We start from the raw sequence: 16,347 nt of genomic DNA, 5'->3' as shown, positions 1-16,347 counted from the left end.
TATGCTGAGAACCGCTTGAAAAAGTGATGAAATGCTTGAGCCGTATGACGGGAAACTGTCACGTACGGTTCTTAGGCGGGAAGGCGGTGGTAACACCGCTGACCCAGCCGATTACTCGCCGCTGGTGGAGCGTCTGCATGGGCAGGTCATCCACATCAGCCCTGCCAGCACCCAGTATATCAACCCGATGGACATCAACAGCAACTACTCGGAGGAGGACAACCCGTTGGCTTTGAAAGCCGACTTTGTGCTGTCCCTGTGCGAACTGGTGGTCGGCGGCAAAGAGGGCTTGCAGCCGGTGGAAAAGACGGTCATTGACCGCTGCGTCCATGTGGTCTACCGCAAGTATTTCGAGAACCCCATCCCGGAAAATATGCCGCTGCTGGAAGACCTCTACAATGCACTGTTGACGCAAGACGAACCGGAAGCCCGCCATGTGGCGGCTGCGCTGGAAATCTACGTCAAGGGCAGTTTGAACATTTTCAATCACCACACCAACGTAGATATCAATAACCGCATCGTCTGCTTTGACATCAAGCAGCTGGGCAAGCAGCTCAAAAAGCTGGGTATGCTCATCGTGCAGGATGCCGTGTGGGGGCGTGTGACCGCCAACCGCAGTGCCGGAAAATCCACCCGGTACTATGCAGACGAGTTCCATTTGCTCTTGAAGGAAGAGCAGACTGCTGCTTATTCCGTTGAGATTTGGAAGCGTTTCCGTAAGTGGGGCGGCATTCCGACAGCCCTAACGCAGAATGTCAAAGATCTGCTGGCAAGTCCCGAAGTATCGAATATTTTTGAAAACTCGGACTTTGTGTATATGCTCAATCAGGCCAACGGAGACCGGCAGATTCTCGCAAAGCAGCTCAACATCTCGCCCCATCAGCTTTCCTACGTCACTCACTCTGGTGAGGGCGAAGGGCTGCTGTTCTTCGGCAACGTGATCCTACCCTTTGTTGACCACTTCCCGAAAGACCTTGAACTCTACCGCATCCTTACGACCCGCCTTTCCGAAGTTGCGGAGGCTCAAAAGCATGAGTGAGAAACAGCCAAAGCTGAAATTTGAGGAAGACAAGGAGCGCACGGCCACGCGCTCTCCTCCGAAAAAGTCCAAAGTGGAGCAGTCTAAGCCCAAAAAGCAGAAACTGAAGCAGGATGCAGACAAGGCAGCGGAAAAGGCGCAGCACCTGCGTTTTGGCAAAGCAGAGATCACCCCGGATGAAGCATCCCGCATGACAAAGCAGCAGAAACGTGCTATGTATGCCGCTGCCGCCGCCCGGTCTGCGGTGCATCGGGAGGTTGACCAGTACGAGGACGATAATGTGGGCACGCAGGCTTTAAGCGAGGGCGAAAAGGCAGCAGGAAATGTCCGGGATATTTCCAAGAGCATCTATGCCCGGAAGCTGAAAAAGAAAGCCAAGATGCAGGGCAAGAAGGGTGCCAAAACCGCACAATCTTCCCCACAGAAGCCGACTGCGGCACAAGATGCAGGCGCATCCGGCACCGGCGAGGGCGGCTCCAACTGGCTCTCCCGATGGCGGCAGAAACAGGACATTCGGCAAAGTTACTATGCCGCCGCCCATTCGGGCACAGCGGCGCAGACCGCAGGCGGCAAAGCGGCATCCAACGGTGCATCTGCCACCCGATCCGGCGTGGAGCAGGTCATCGACAAAGGAAGATCGGTGGTCAGCACCGCAGTCAACGGCATTGCCAATTTTGCAAAAAGCAACGCGCACGTTCTTTTGATCGTGGGCGTTTTTCTTTTGCTCTTGCTGCTGGTCATGTCGGCATTTTCGTCCTGTTCCATTCTGTTTTCCGGCACCACGCAGGTATCCGGTCAGACCATTTACACCGCAGAGGACCGGGACATCCGGGGAGCCGAAACCGACTACAAGAAGCTGGAAAAGGAACTGGATAAGAAAATCAAACGCACCCCCGCCGACCACCCCGGCTATGACGAATACCGATACCATCTGGATGCTATTGAACATGATCCTTGGCAGCTCACTTCGTTCCTGACTACTCTTTATGACGACTACACCCGCAGCGAGGTGCAGGCAAAACTCAAGGAGACGTTTGCCAAGCAATACAAGCTGACCACATGGGTGGAAGTCCAGACCCGGTACCGCACGGTAGTGATGATCGACATTTTTACTGGCATCCCCTACACCGTGCAAGTCCCCTATGAGTATCGAATTTTTCACACAAAGCTGGTGAATAAAGGGCTGGAGGTCGTTATCCGGGAGGAACTGGACAACGACCAGTGGAAACGCTATGAGATCTTTCAGGATACGTTGGGTGGTCGGCCATATCTGTTCAAAGGTGGACTGCCGCCCGGTGGCTCCGATGGCTCTGGCGCGCCGGGCATTGATTATCAGGTTCCAGCGGAAGCCTTGACGGATGAGGAATTTGCCGCCATCTACAAGGAAGCCCAAAAGTATGTGGGTACGCCCTATGTGTGGGGCGGCTCTACCCCGGAAACTGGCTTTGACTGTTCAGGCTACGTTTGTTGGGTCTACAACCAGAACGGCTACGATGTGGGACGCACCACCGCCAACGGCCTGTGGAACAAGAGCCAGCACATCAGCGAAGCCGAAGCAAAGCCCGGTGACCTTGTTTTCTTCGAGGGAACGTATGATACTCCGGGAAAAAGTCATGTGGGCATCTACCTTGGAAACGGGATGATGGTGTCCGCCGGCGACCCCATCAAGTACGCAAACATTCACTCGTCCTACTGGCAGAAATATCTGTCCGGTTTCGGGCGGCTCTCAAAATGATTGGAGGAAAACATGAGCGAAAAACTCGATAAGCTGCGCGCTTCTCTGGAAAAGGAAAGGGAGCGTCGCATTAAGATCAACACTCGCATTGAAAGCCTTGAACGACGGATTCAGGAAGCAGAAGCTGCCGAGGTGAATGAGATGGTGCGCACCGCCAAGGTTACGCCGGAACAGCTTGCCGCCCTGCTGCGCCAGTCTGCAACTTCCACTCCGACCCCGGCTGCGTTGTCCGCAGTCGGTGCTACGTTCAACAAGGAGGAATCTGATAATGAAGATGATGAATAAGTTCTGTGCCCTGATGTTGTCGGTGGCACTGTGCGCTGGCATGGCGGCTCCTGCTTTTGCCTATGGCGGTGAGCCTACGGAGGAAGTGGAACAGCCTGTCCTGACTTCTACCACCGATGAAGAAGATGTAGTCACCGTGACCGATGAGGAAACCGGTGCTCTGACCCCGGAGGGCAACCTGACACTGGTGGACGATTACCACACCAATTATTCCGATGGCAGTGGTCAGCAGTTCATTACGCTGGTGTCGAAGTCCGGCAACACATTCTATCTGGTCATTGACAGGAATAGTAAAGGGGCGCAGACCGTCCATTTTATGAACCTTGTGGATGAAGCCGACCTGTTGGCTCTGATGGAGGAAGAAGATGCGGACGCTTATACCGCCGAAAAGGAAGCGGCGGCGCAGGCTGAACAGGACAGGCTGAAAGCCGAGGAAGAAGCCAAGAAAGCCGCAGAAGAAGCGGCGGCATCCGGCACGGAACAGCTCAAGGAAAACAAGGTCACAAAGATCGCATCCGGCTTTCTGGGTGTGGTCGTGCTGATTGCACTGGCGGCAGGCGGCGGTTATCTCTATATCAAGATGAAGGGCGTAAAGCCTGCGTCCAAGAAAAATCAGCCGGACCCGGATGCGGATTATCACGATGAGGATGAAGATACGCTCCAGCTGCCGGAGGATGATGGTGACGAGGACGAAGAAGTGGATGTCAACGAGGATTATGAAGCGGAATCGGACGATGAACCTGTCTGATTAACGCAGCGTTGACCGGTGGGGCGGCTGAAAAGCCGTCCCCTTTACATAGCCAAATGGTTGGTGGGTGAACTGTTTTGAGCTATGAAGCTATGGACTCTGTAGGCGATATCTGATAAAATAGAAAGTAAGAACAGCTCAACAACTCGGAATTTTACCATCCAGCATCTCTCAAAAATAATAGGCATATTTTCATATAGTGTTGATTAAATGTCTATAAGTGCTCATATTCTGCGCATTTTGATCTGCATTTATTCATATCTATAAATCATCAAATACGTATTTATATTGGTATCTGGATTTTCGCCCTTCACACCCGTTCTCGTACGATCATGAGTGCATACCCCAGCAGGTTCGTTCCGTGCCACTTTTTCACGTCGAGTCGATCTGGGTCCTTCATCGATAAGCCGATGCCCCAGATGTGGTCCTTGACGGCGCACTCTGCGAGGATGGCGTCGCCGGTGGATTTGAGCTGAGCCTTCAGGTCTTCGTTCTGCTCAAACTTTGCGAGGAGGCCTTCGTAGACGAGGATCTGGCGCATGCCGTTCCATCTGCTTTCATCATAGTTTGAAACCTGGCGGCCCAGTTCCTTGATGCGGCCGACGTCATCGGTTTTCAGGATTTCTGCGGCGACCTTCTCGTCCCGAAAGCAGCGCGCCTTCTGGTACATCATGTACTGCTCCATGGATGAAAACCGGATGCCGTCCTTTTCGAAATCCGACCGATACCAGTTACTCAAATATCCGTATTCCTCATCCGGGTTGTGAAAGCCGATGATCTGCTTTGTATTCATAATCCGTTCCTCCTGTCTATATGCTGCAGATGGTTTTCTGCACTATGATCATAGCACTGTTCTACGACAAAATTTTTCACATCATACGCCTGATTTCGGCTGTCTTTATATAAATCCGTACTTTTTTCCCAGGTTCTCGGCTACCTGGGCGCCGGTTTTGCACTTTCCATCTGCGATATCCTGTCTCGCCTCCGAAAGCTGACTCAGCATCTCCTATTTACGGATGTTCTGGTAGTACCGGACCGGTTTCCCGTGCTCTTCGGCGTACTGGATTTCCGAGCGGGTGCTGTCACCGATGTAGCCGCCGACGTTGATGACGTAGATTTCGTCAGCCATGTCGATTTTCCGTTTGTGCATGTCGTCGAGCATTTCCTTCGTTTTCGAGAGGGTTCCTTCGTCCATGCCGTCCCAGACTTCCTGATCGCCGGCGTGGCCGAAGAGCCCGACGCTGATGACGATATAACCCGCAAGCGTCAGCCGCTTCTGGGCATCCATGAACTGCTCTTTGAAGCGGGTGCTGCCACAGAGCGTGACTACTTTATATTTTCCTACCATCTATCTTTCTCCATACTTCGCTCAGCAGTTCTTCCACTGCCTGTTCAACACGTTCATCTGTATCGTCTTTTAATGTCAGAGCCAGCGAGAGCGCGTCAACGCTATGTCCAGTAGCTAAAATCCGAGGATCGTATCTCCACATTTCTACCGCCACCTGAGTCTTCGAATCCTGAAGTCTGTTTGTCATAACGTTTTTCCATTGAGATATTTTATCTGTCGCATAGCACTCGACGGCTGGTGCGCTCAGCATCGAATATTCTGCCAGTGCCGAATATCCGCTTACCAGCATATCCGCCCCAATATACTCCTTCGGAACATAGACCGTTCGCTTTACCGGATTCAACAGAGTCTCTTCCGCTTTCTGAAACAGCACTTCCGGCGGATCTTCGGACAGCAGAATTTTCTGCACACCAGCTTTCTTTATCTGCAACAGCCCCATCTCCTCCAGCTGTCTCGATGCTCTCGATATAGACGTAGCTGTCAGCTTTAAATCCTTCGCTGCCTGGCTCGACGGCAGTTCTTTCGTGCCGCCGTAAATAAAATGCAATAAAAGCAGCTGCGCCGACGGAAGCAGATCTTCTCTTGGCTGCTTCTCCGCATCGCACCGCTCCTGCAAATACACGCTCATAAACGGCAGATAGATTTGTTTTCCATCTACGATAAACGGGATCTTTTCACGAAGCAGATATTCCTTTTGACGATAACTGAGTTCGTTTAGCACCAGCACGACAGGCAGGTTCTCTTTTTTCTGTATACGGGCAATATGCTTTTTCAGCACTTCGATCTGCTCCAACTCTGTCTTTGGATAAAGAAAAATCACTTTCTGTCCATCCATGGATACCTTCTGTAAACGATACCTTACAGCTATATAATTGGGCAGATGGTCAAACTCTGCGCGCTGAACTGTCGCTTTAATTCCCAGAACTTTATAGAGATATTCCATATGTTCTCCTTCTATTTAACTCTATTTTTGTATTATAACTTGTTTTAAGTTAAGTTTCGATATTAAAGTTAAGATAATTCAAAAAAATCATCAGGAAGCGGAAATATCATAAGAATAATTTAACACCATGGCACCTTCTTTTTCCTCTCAGATTTCCGTGCTCTGCCACTTTTATGAGCGTTCTTTTCAGTATTTTGCCACTTTCATGAGGGAATAATCCGTGCTTCATTACACTTTCATGAGCGAATTTATGCTGTAATATGACATTTTCATGAGGGAATTGGTGCTTCGATGCGACGTGAGGAGGTAGTGGGCGGAGGCATGGGCGCGATAAAGGCAACGAGTGCGAATGGGTGGACGCGACGTGAGAAGGTGGAGGGTGCGGACGCGTGGGCGCGGAGTGAGCAGGCGGAGGGCCGAGACATTGGCCCGGGAAAAGTGAGCAGAAATATACGAGTGTCAACGGGAGGGTTTTATGGTACAACTAAAAGTAGTTTTTTGATGGAGGTGCCTATGGAGCCGAAGGTCAGTATCATCGTGCCGGTGTATAACGCGGAGAAGAGTCTCGCGCGCTGTGTGGACAGTATTCTGAATCAGGAGTTTCGGGATTTCGAGCTGATCCTCATGGATGATGGAAGTAAGGATCGGTCCGGGGAGATCTGCGACGGATATGCGCGGGCGGATGCGCGCGTGGTGGTCGTGCATAAGGAGAATACGGGGGTGTCGGATACGCGAAACCAGGCGATCGCGCGGGCGCGGGGTACGTTTCTGCAGTTCGTGGACAGTGATGACTGGCTGACGGCGGATGCGACGAAGCTGATGGTGCGGGCGGCCGAGGAGACGGGCTGCGACATGGTGATCGCGGATTTCTATCGTGTCGTCGGAGAGATGGTGTCGCGGAAGGGGGATATCGACGCGGACCAGGTGATCGGGCGTGAAGCGTTCGTTGGCTTCATGATGGAGAACCCGGCGGACTACTACTATGGGGTGCTGTGGAATAAGCTGTACCGGCGCTCGCTTGTGGAGGCGCACGGGATCCGGATGGATGCGAAGCTCAGCTGGTGCGAGGATTTTCTGTTTAATCTCGAGTATGTGCGCTATGCGACGACGTTCTATGCGCTGCGGACGCCGGTCTACTATTATGTGAAGACGAAGGGTTCGCTGGTGAATCAGAAGATCAGCTTCGCGCGGACGGTGGAGATGAAACTCGCGATGTTCGAGTGCTACAACGACTTCTTCAAGCATGTGCTGGATGAGGATGCGTATGAGCGGAAGCGGCTGCAGGTCTATCATTTTCTAGTGGATGCGGCGAAGGATGGTTTCGTGTTCCCGACGACGATTCCGGGGACGCAGAAGCTCGGTGAGGAGCGGAGCCAGGCGCTGCAGGAGGTGATTTCGGAGGATGGGATCATCGTGGAGAAGTACCGCGACCGGAAGCTGCTCGAGCGCTATCTCGAGTCGGTGGCGCTGAAGTATGATATGACGCTGGCGGAGCTGTCGCTGCTGCTGTATCGGAAGGACGCGGGAAAGGCGCTCACTCGAGGGGCTGAAGCGCAGATGCCTGCGCGGGAAGATGCCGTGGAGGCGACTGATCGAAAGGATGCCGGAAAGGCGCTGAGCCGGAAGGATCTCGCGGAGCTGATGCATATGAGCCGCGGGGATCTGCGCGCCGCGCTGCAGAAGCTGGTCTCACGCGGGATGCTCGAAGTGGTCGACGTGCCGAGGAAACGACGTGAAGCGGCGGAAATAGCCGAGGCGACCGGTCTTTTCGGAAAGCGTGGCGAGGCACAGGATGCAGACGCGAACGGAATGACGAAGAAAAAACGCGAGCCGCGGATGATTCGTCTCGAGCTGCTGCCGGCGTCGGATGCGGTGCTGCAGGATATCGCGGCCGCGGAGCGTGACTACGAGCAGGCGAAGTTCCGGGGATTTACCGAGGACGAGCTCCGGCAGTATACAGCGCTCGAGCGGCGTGTGCAGGAGAACGAAAAGCAGATACTGCAGAAGTGAGGATGGGCAGACGAACACCATCAGCGATGCCTGGCGATGAGTCAGCGAGGGGCAGAATGCGTTGCGGCGAGGCACAACGCATGCGCGGAGTGATGATGTGGAGGGCCGAAACATGGGCACAAGCGAGTAGGAGGCGGTGACTAGCCGCCGTCCTCTCACACCACCGTGCGTACCGTTCGGTACACGGCGGTTTCAACAGTTGACGTGCATAGACTGATAAGCTGTGGCAAGATCATAAAAGCCCCAGTTTGTAGACCTAAAACAGAATACCGTTCCTTACATAGCAGTCATGCGCTTCGGTGCCTGGCTGCTAATTTTTTTGCGAAAGGAGCAGTATCGAATGAAGCTTGTATTAGCAGAAAAGCCCTCGGTGGCCATGTCCTACGCAAAAGTCCTCGGTGCAACCAGCCGTCAGGACGGTTATCTGGAGGGCAACGGCTATCTGGTAAGCTGGTGTGTTGGGCATTTGGTAGAGCTGGCTCCACCCAATGTCTACGATGCCAAGTACGTCAAGTGGAGCATTGCAGACTTGCCCATCCTGCCGCAAAAGTGGCAGTATCTGGTGTCTGCGTCCACCAAAAAGCAGTTTGGCATCCTGCAAAAACTGATGCACCGCTCGGATGTGGATAGCATCGTGAACAGTTGCGATGCAGGATAGTGCGGTTGGGTGACTTAAGAGAAAGAAAAAAGAGACCTCATCTCGTTGAAAATCAAATTTCAAAATCATTAAAGGAGCCATTCAAATGAAACGAAATCAGAATCCTGACCATAATCACTCTCGAAAAGTGCTTTCCTGCCGTTACAACATGGACACCAACCGGGTGGAAGCCCAATTTAATGATGGCACCACCCTTTCCATTGATTGTATCGCCATTGAAGACGAGTACGGCAACACTCCGGCACAGCGGGCAGAACTGGACTGGTTGCTGTACAATAAGCCGCTGGAGTATGCCCAGCTTGTGCTGGGCGGTGAAATTGAGCATTATCTCTCGCTTGGCTGCGACCACGGCAGATTAGAAGATTGACCTTTAATTAAAAAATTCAAAGCAGACAAAACAGCCCTCTACTTGCAATCATTGCAAATAGAGGGCTGTTGATTTGTTGATGCTTCGCTCTGAACCGTACCATCGACTGTCTTTTGATTTAGATGCTCAAATCATTAGAACACATAAGGCCGATTCTATATGTTTCCGAGTTACTATCAATAAAGCTTTGTGACACTGAAAGGACACGGGTTTTCAATTTTACACCATTGAATTTTAGATTTATGTAATATCCTTCCTTTTTTAAAACACTTCTGCAAACTATTTTATATATCGTATTAGATTTGCACAAAAAACTTATTAAAAAGCTGTTTTTGTCTTCAAGCATTTTATTGTCAATAAAAATATCAGCCTGTATTAACGTTCCTTCAAATTCGATTTCTCCTCGATAAGTATGAAATTGGGGAATATCAGTATTTTCCATATAGTGCCCCTTTATAACGATAATCACTTCAAAAAATTAAGATTATCAATAATAAAGCTACCAACATACTAGCATCACTAGATTCAAATACAATTTCATTCATAGCTTCTCACGGTTGTAAATCCAAAATAGTAAGCTTGCGTGATAATAAAATAGTCCTGCAACACGATGGTATAAATTATTTAGTTCTCCATTTCCACCACTTTGCCAGCATCACAATAACGGCAACCACGAAAACGGCTATAAACAGTACCAACGATATTTCATTCAGAACAATATTCTGCTTAAAAAAGAAAAGTACCACCAACCGTACTGCAAGAGCAACTAACAACAACACTCCTATAAATTTACTCATAATTTTTTTCTTTCGATGCTTTTTCGCAACCTTGATTTTCCGGGTTGAGAACTGTACTTCGGGTCGGATTCTTTGGGTCCACTAGAATTTTTATTGGTGTTCCTTTCGGAATACATGGATTAAACCAAAACCACTGCGACTTGCCATTATAGGTCTCACCTTTAACTTTATACTGATAATGCACCACATATGGATAGATTACATCTTCATCGGCAAGGTGGTAGGTACTCAAATGAAATTTTATATGCACTCGTTTTGTTGCGGTAACCTTTCCGGTGATTCTTGTTCCATTTTTCAAGAGTTCTGCCTTTTTATAGTCAGAAATAGTCGCCAATCCGATAATTATACCTGCTACAATCCATGCTAATATCGCAGCCACCCAAATTCCAGACTTACACGCTCCAACCGATATAATTGCCGCCGCAAACATTCCGACATACGCCAGTGTATGAATAAGATCTTTTGAAAAAAACATTTCATCTCGTGTGATTTTCATAAAGTGGCCTCTTCTTCAAATCACGCAGTTGATAATTAGTGACTCCGTAAAATCGATGTTTCCTAGATACTTAGCGAGTTTATTTCGTCCGTCAGTCGAATAACGTTCAAAGGTCTACTCACTTTTCCAAAGATACTTTGCAAATGCGAGAGTTCCTAAAATGTAAAAAGCGGCTGAATAATCATCAAAAACAGCCCCATCATATAAAATCCTCCTAATACGGTAATCAATTTTCTGTTTTATGGTCATATTGTATATTTTACTGGTGTTTCTTTTTATAGTAAAGGTAAGAGAAAAAAGATGGTACTCCAAGATATAACAGTACTGACCAAATCATAAGTGTTTTTGATTTATTGGGAAACATCTTGAGAATAACAATGCTAAAAAGGATAGCAGGAAAAGTCAGTTCATGTAAAAGTTTATGAGCATATCGCCATGTTTGGTAATCTACTAAAGTCCACGGCAAACGTAATCCAACATATTTATTAAAAGGAAGAGCATTAGCACAGCTACCAAAAAGAGCCATGAAAGAGAATACTAGAATTTCAGAAAAGAAATATTCTTGCGTATCCGACAGCGTAATAATTTGAAAATCTTTCAGTATTATGTATCCAACGATGATGAGTAAAAGTATAACGACACTAATGCACATTATAGAAATCGAATAATTATTCTCACAGTCGCTTTTTTCTATAACTATTTCATTTTTTAGCATCATCAAGAAAATGACGCTCGTGATTGCAAGAATTAGGCCGAATAGTATGCCGACTGTACTATTTGGAAATAGTACTTCTCCTATAATTCCAACCAAACATATAATTCTTATAAAAACCAACTTATCGTGTTTCATCTTTGCTCACCTCAAGCCTGAAATCATTCAGTCAATCTAAAAAAATGAACCATAATCATTATAACCACTCACAGAAGCACAAACCATTCAAGAATCACTATGCTTAACAAATTTTTCTTCATTATCAATACCGTTTTTCAAGTCAGTCTATTTGCGATTTTTGATGCTTTTAATTATAACAAAAGCTATCATAAGAACACAAACAATTCCACTTGATAAACAAAGCGCCTTATCTTCTGCCCTTAGAACACCCACAGCACTTCTCGTGTTCCAATAATACAAATCATAAGACAAGCTCATGATTGCAAATGTAAGGAGGCCATAGTATGCTTTCTTCATTGGCAATCAGTGTCCTTTCAATTTTTGCGTAAAAACTTAATGGCATAGCGAATCAGATACTTTACAAGAACTGTCAGTACGATTCCTACGATTATCGCTATCGAAATAACCAGTAAAAGTTCCAATGGTGAAAACTTCATGCTTATCCCTCCCGGTTTTGATATTGTAGAAACACTGATACTAATTTCAATATCAATGTACCATAGATTTTTCCGAAAGCAAGACCTTTGGCAAAACTGGTCGTTATGGTGGCAAAAGTGGTATGTCAAACCACTTGTCAGGCGCAAATGCACAGTTTATAATAGTGTCAGAAACATTACTTTGTGGAGGACGACAAAATGACGAGGTATCGAATTGCAGTCTGCGATGATGAACCGTCAGAACTTGAAGATATTGTTCAAAGCGTCAAGCGATACGATGCCCATGGCGACTTTGACATTGAAAATTACACAGACGGTGCAGTGCTTTTAAGTGATTTGCAGCTAAAAAAGAAATCCTTCGATCTTCTGCTGCTTGACATCGAAATGCCTTCAAACGGATTCCAGATGGCGCAAACCTTAACACAGATGGAAAAGCATCCGTTGGTGATCTTTGTTACAAAGCGGCATGAATACGCTGTGCAGGGGTATGGCATTGCATTTCGGTATTTAGTGAAACCACTTGATGAATCGCTTTTTGCTGCTGCAATGGATGCAGTCGTTCAAGAATTGGATTCCAAACACTTTACCGTTGAATATGAAGGAGCCACACTCTCATTGGAAACATCGGACATTTATTATCTGGAAAGCCATGGGCATAAAGTCTTGATTCATTGTAAAGGTCAAGACCTCACTCTGCGAATGACAATTCCAGAAGCCTTAGAACAGTTGCCAAAACGGTGCTTTGCTTCACCGCATAAAAGCTATCTTGTAAATATGGAGCATATTGTCTATGCTACTGGAACGGCCGTTGTTCTGTCCAGCGGAAATCAATTGCCAATCAGCCGGAGGAAGCGTCAGGAGTTCAATCAGAACTTTAACGCTTATTTGGGAAGATGATATATTATTTTGTTGAATTTGCTGGGAGCTTTGCCAACATCGCACTGCTTGTACTTTTCGTTGACCGTTTATTCCAGAAAAAAGATTTATCTTCACGATGGTTCTATCTTTATATTGCGCTTCTAATCGTTGGGCAATGTCTCTTAAGTCTGTTTCCAACTTGGGTGATGCCACGAACGATTTACTTTCTGCTGGGAGGCTTTCTTCTGGCCATTTTGTTTTATGAAGCACAAATATGGCAAGCCATCTTTGCAAGTGCTGCGTTTTTCGCGCTTGTAGCAGTAGTTGAAATCCTTGCGATGCTTCTTATCGGACTGCGCATCCCGGATACAGATGTCCTAATGCAAGCAGGTGCGGCCAGACTGATTTACGTGGTGTTCTCGAATCTGATTCAGATTCCATTGCTAATCTTAGTTTCACATTTTTTCAGCCGGAAAGAAAATGTGCTGCGCGTTCTTTGGCTGCTGCCGATCATCGCTATTCAGATTGCCAGCATTGCAGTTTGCTATGTGGTACAGTACCATGCAGCGGATGAAAATTTTCCAGACTACCTGATTGGCTTTATGGCAGTACTTCTCTTAATAAACATCCTGATTGTTTTCTATGTGGAAGCTCTCCGAAAAAATGAGCAGGAAAAATTCAGAGCGGAATTTAACGAGCAGCAATATCGCTTGCAGATGGAGTATTATCAGCAGCTAAAGGAACGGCAGGAAGAAACAAGAGCCCTTTGGCACGACATCAAAAAATATATTCTGGCAATGCAGGCGGTGGCGGGGCGTGGGAATTCCGAAGAACTTCACAAAATTGTACGAGATGCAACGGATGCCTTTGAACGTTCCAAAAATATTTCTACGATTGGAAATCCAGTTGTGGATGCACTGTTGAATCAGTATTTACATACAGCAGAAGAAAACGGCATCAAAGTCACTCTGGACGTAACGATTCCAGAAGTTCTATCTATATCTCCGTTATCTTTAAGCATCCTGATTGGAAACACATTCGACAATGCAATTGAAGCTTGTTGTGGCTTGCCGTCAGAACAACGAAAGATCCATTTGCAGTTGCGCAAACAGTATCGAAGCCTTTTCTACCGCCTTGACAATCCATACAGTGATATCTCGCGCAGCCTTCGGGTTGGCAGCCACCATGGATATGGACTGAAAAATGTAAAACGTGTGGTGAAGGAAAGCGATGGCGATTTTTATGCCGAAAAGAAGAATGGAACTTTTACCGTGAAAGTTCGATTGAACTGTGAAAATTAAATATGTTTCCCCAGCCAAATGATCAGTGTGCCTCCATACTGATTGTTTGGCTTTTTATTTTGCAAAGGAGCGTGATGCCATGACCCAACCCAAAACCGACCTTGCCTACCTCCGCAACGAAAAAGCCAAAGCAGAGCAGAAGCTGCGCTCTTGTCAGCACCGAGAGAGGATCCTTGAACGCCAGATGTCGGAGCTGAACCGGAGAGAGCGTGTGCATCGTCTTTGTACCCGTGCCGGAATGCTGGAAAGCTTTCTAGTCTGTCCGGGAGAACTGACCGACGATCAGGTGATGGAGCTTCTGAAAATCTCGTTCCGTCAACCGGAAGTTGTGCTGGCGCTTGCAAAGATGGTGCATGACGTTCACGAACGCAGCAACGTTCAAAACCCTTTAGAATAAAGGGCGCAATTATACACCGTTCCGGTGAAATTGCGGTCTTGCAGACGGCTCGATGAAATCGAAGCTGGCGTTTGTGCGCCAGCCCGATTCCATCCCAAGGAAAACTGCATTTTCCTTGCGCTGCTTTGCAGCTATCCTTTTGCGGCTCCCGCCCAAGACCGAAGCGCACGGCACTCCGGTCCAAGGCGGCGAGCACAACCGAATACGATTCCAGACCGTTCACAAGAGCAATCTTGCTGGGCGGTCTTTTTGTTTGGGGGTGATGCCCATTCCGTGTCCGCATTTCAAAATTACCATCGTCAAGCGCAGCCAAGGGCAGTCCGCTGTTGCCGGGGCCGCTTACCAAAGCGGCGAACGGCTGTTCAGCGAGTACGACCAGAAAACGAAATTCTACAACAAGAAGAAAGAGCTTGTCCATGCCGAGATCATGCTGCCATCTCATGCGCCGCCCGGATATGCAGACCGGGCAACCCTTTGGAACGCCGTGGAAGCCGTGGAGAACCAGTGGAACTCCCAGCTTGCCCGGCGCATCGTGCTGGCGTTTCCGGTGGAGGTGCCGAAGGAACAGTATCTCTCCATGATAAAAGAGTTTTGTCAGGAGCAGTTTGTTTCCAAGGGCATGATTGCTGACTTTGCCATCCACGACAAGGGAGATGGCAATCCACACGCCCACATTCTGCTGACGCTCCGGGCAATGGATGAACACGGCAGGTGGCTTCCAAAAGCCCGAAAGGTTTACGACCTTGACGAGAACGGCGAACGCATCCGGCTCCCTTCTGGCAACTGGAAGTGCCACAAGGAAAACACCGTGGACTGGAACGACCAGAAGTACGCCGAGGCTTGGCGGCATAGCTGGGAAACCATCACCAACCGCTATCTGGAAGCTGCTGGCAGACCGGAACGTGTTGACCTGCGCTCCTTTGAGCGGCAGGGCATCCAGCAGATACCGACCGTGCATCTCGGTCCCGCCGCACACCAGATGGAAAAGCGCGGGGTGGAAACCTTTCTCGGCAATCTGAACCGGGACATTCGAGCCGCCAACAGCCTGATGCAGTCCATCCGCAGCGCCATCCGTGGTCTGCAACGCTGGATCGCAGACCTGACTGAAAAGAAGCAGCTTCTTCTGGACGCTCTGGAAAAGGCCAAAGAGCCAACGCTATCCGACCTGTTAGTGGATTATTTCAATCTTCGTGCCGAGCAGCGCAGCGATTGGTCTGGCAAGGCAAAACTGAAATGCACTGTCCGGGACTTTGAGGAAGTCAAACGGGCTGTGGACTACCTGAAAGCCCATTCCCTGAACACTGTTGAGGATTTGAACCAAGCCATTGACAGCTTAAACCAGACCGCCGCTCCTCTCCGCAAACAGTTGAAGCAGAACGAAAACCGTATGCGGGCAATCGCTCAGATCAAGGACGCTGCCGCCGTCCATGCCAAGCTGAAGCCCATCCATGACATTTTTATCAAGAAGAACTTCAAGCTGACCAAGGACGCTTACGCTGCCCAGCACAAGGAGGAACTGGACATCTTCAATAAAGCTGTCCGCACCCTGATGAAGCTGAACGGCAGCACAGCAGTGGATTTTTCGGCATTGAATGCCGAATTTTCTGCGCTGCAATCCAGCAGCGCAGAACTGCGCACCCAACTGGAAACCTTGCAGCCGGATATCTCCGATCTGAAAAGTGTCCGCAAGTATATTGATATGGTGCTGAACAAGCAGCAGCTTTTCGCACCGGGCGGCAAGACCCCGGAAAAGGAATCGGTGCTGAAAAAGCTGGAGCAGTTTCAGCAGAAAAAGTCCCACCACAAAACGACTTCCACTCCCCCAAACCGCGAAGAATCGCTCTAAACGATCTTTCTGTCACCGATATGCTGTTGCAATCAGTGGCAGAAATACATAATTCGTTTTTGTTGGCTTTTGGCTATTCTCGTTGGCTAGTGAGTAAAGGCGCATTTTTAAGGTGGAAATTTTCTCCAACACCCCCCATTTTAGGCCACTTTTTCTGTTAATAGTAGAAACGCTTCTTTGAAGGCTAGTC

Annotated in this window: 15 protein-coding genes and 2 pseudogenes; 11 read left to right on the top strand and 6 right to left on the bottom strand. The window is 48.5% G+C overall.

Annotated features, from left to right (window positions below):
* Positions 1–100: 100 nt before the first annotated feature.
* The 4 genes and pseudogenes from J3348_RS14040 to J3348_RS14025 form a co-directional block, all read left to right on the top strand.
* Positions 101–1,039, top strand: a pseudogene (locus J3348_RS14040) (conjugal transfer protein TraE); the annotation flags it as partial.
* Positions 1,032–2,774, top strand: coding sequence for a C40 family peptidase (locus J3348_RS14035; protein WP_207699205.1), 1,743 nt, complete (start codon positions 1,032–1,034; stop codon positions 2,772–2,774). The pseudogene J3348_RS14040 and the gene J3348_RS14035, both read left to right, overlap by 8 nt.
* Before the next feature lie 12 nt (positions 2,775–2,786).
* The gene (locus J3348_RS14030) at positions 2,787–3,059 is read left to right on the top strand and encodes a DUF4315 family protein (RefSeq protein WP_015536499.1); all 273 of its coding nucleotides are present in this window, start codon (positions 2,787–2,789) and stop codon (positions 3,057–3,059) included.
* Positions 3,043–3,807 (top strand): DUF4366 domain-containing protein, encoded by a 765-nt coding sequence (locus J3348_RS14025; RefSeq protein ID WP_015536500.1) that lies wholly within the window; start codon positions 3,043–3,045, stop codon positions 3,805–3,807. Before J3348_RS14030 ends, J3348_RS14025 begins: the two co-directional genes overlap by 17 nt.
* Before the next feature lie 310 nt (positions 3,808–4,117).
* Here the strand turns inward: J3348_RS14025 and J3348_RS14020 are convergent, their stop codons facing one another.
* The 3 genes from J3348_RS14020 to J3348_RS14010 all read right to left on the bottom strand — a co-directional run bounded on the left by J3348_RS14020 (position 4,118) and on the right by J3348_RS14010 (position 6,098).
* Positions 4,118–4,600: an NADAR family protein gene (locus J3348_RS14020; protein WP_112116541.1), complete on the bottom strand. Its 483-nt coding sequence runs from the start codon at positions 4,598–4,600 to the stop codon at positions 4,118–4,120.
* Between the two features lie 213 nt (positions 4,601–4,813).
* Positions 4,814–5,155 carry a hypothetical protein gene (locus J3348_RS14015; RefSeq protein WP_186850374.1) on the bottom strand — a complete coding sequence of 114 codons (342 nt, stop codon included), beginning with the start codon at positions 5,153–5,155 and terminating at the stop codon, positions 4,814–4,816.
* The gene (locus J3348_RS14010) at positions 5,139–6,098 is read right to left on the bottom strand and encodes a MarR family transcriptional regulator (RefSeq protein ID WP_112116545.1); all 960 of its coding nucleotides are present in this window, start codon (positions 6,096–6,098) and stop codon (positions 5,139–5,141) included. The genes J3348_RS14015 and J3348_RS14010 overlap by 17 nt, the downstream gene beginning before the upstream one ends.
* Before the next feature lie 513 nt (positions 6,099–6,611).
* On the opposite strand from J3348_RS14010, the gene J3348_RS14005 reads away from it, so the two are divergent.
* The 3 genes and pseudogenes from J3348_RS14005 to J3348_RS13995 all read left to right on the top strand — a co-directional run bounded on the left by J3348_RS14005 (position 6,612) and on the right by J3348_RS13995 (position 9,133).
* A complete protein-coding gene (locus tag J3348_RS14005) occupies positions 6,612–8,108 on the top strand; it encodes a glycosyltransferase (protein WP_347565396.1) in 1,497 nt (498 codons plus the stop codon).
* A 340-nt stretch (positions 8,109–8,448) separates the two neighbouring features.
* Positions 8,449–8,763: pseudogene (locus J3348_RS14000) on the top strand (toprim domain-containing protein); the annotation flags it as partial.
* 88 nt (positions 8,764–8,851) lie between these two features.
* Positions 8,852–9,133, top strand: a complete 282-nt coding sequence (locus tag J3348_RS13995) for a DUF6061 family protein (protein WP_207699202.1) — start codon at positions 8,852–8,854, stop codon at positions 9,131–9,133.
* Between the two features lie 118 nt (positions 9,134–9,251).
* Here the strand turns inward: J3348_RS13995 and J3348_RS13990 are convergent, their stop codons facing one another.
* The 3 genes from J3348_RS13990 to J3348_RS13980 form a co-directional block, all read right to left on the bottom strand.
* Positions 9,252–9,575, bottom strand: coding sequence for a hypothetical protein (locus J3348_RS13990; RefSeq protein ID WP_207699201.1), 324 nt, complete (start codon positions 9,573–9,575; stop codon positions 9,252–9,254).
* 347 nt (positions 9,576–9,922) lie between these two features.
* Entirely contained in the window at positions 9,923–10,426 is a 504-nt protein-coding gene (locus J3348_RS13985; protein WP_207699200.1) for a DUF3592 domain-containing protein, read from the bottom strand.
* Between the two features lie 259 nt (positions 10,427–10,685).
* Positions 10,686–11,276 (bottom strand): SdpI family protein, encoded by a 591-nt coding sequence (locus J3348_RS13980; RefSeq protein ID WP_207699199.1) that lies wholly within the window; start codon positions 11,274–11,276, stop codon positions 10,686–10,688.
* Between the two features lie 677 nt (positions 11,277–11,953).
* Here J3348_RS13980 and J3348_RS13975 point away from each other — a divergent pair.
* The 4 genes from J3348_RS13975 (at position 11,954) to mobQ (ending at position 16,157) form a co-directional block, all read left to right on the top strand.
* Positions 11,954–12,652 carry a LytTR family DNA-binding domain-containing protein gene (locus J3348_RS13975; protein WP_207699198.1) on the top strand — a complete coding sequence of 233 codons (699 nt, stop codon included), beginning with the start codon at positions 11,954–11,956 and terminating at the stop codon, positions 12,650–12,652.
* Positions 12,649–13,914 carry an ATP-binding protein gene (locus J3348_RS13970; protein ID WP_207699197.1) on the top strand — a complete coding sequence of 422 codons (1,266 nt, stop codon included), beginning with the start codon at positions 12,649–12,651 and terminating at the stop codon, positions 13,912–13,914. Before J3348_RS13975 ends, J3348_RS13970 begins: the two co-directional genes overlap by 4 nt.
* 79 nt (positions 13,915–13,993) lie before the next feature.
* Positions 13,994–14,311 (top strand): DUF3847 domain-containing protein, encoded by a 318-nt coding sequence (locus J3348_RS13965; RefSeq protein ID WP_097775118.1) that lies wholly within the window; start codon positions 13,994–13,996, stop codon positions 14,309–14,311.
* A gap of 262 nt (positions 14,312–14,573) precedes the next feature.
* Entirely contained in the window at positions 14,574–16,157 is a 1,584-nt protein-coding gene (gene mobQ, locus J3348_RS13960) for a MobQ family relaxase (protein WP_207699196.1), read from the top strand.
* The last annotated feature ends 190 nt before the right edge of the window (positions 16,158–16,347 follow it).

Source organism: Faecalibacterium sp. Marseille-Q4896, assembly GCF_017377615.1.
GTDB lineage: Bacteria > Bacillota > Clostridia > Oscillospirales > Ruminococcaceae > Faecalibacterium > Faecalibacterium taiwanense.
Note: the sequence above shows the minus strand (reverse complement) of the source record. Positions and strands in the feature narration are given on the sequence as shown.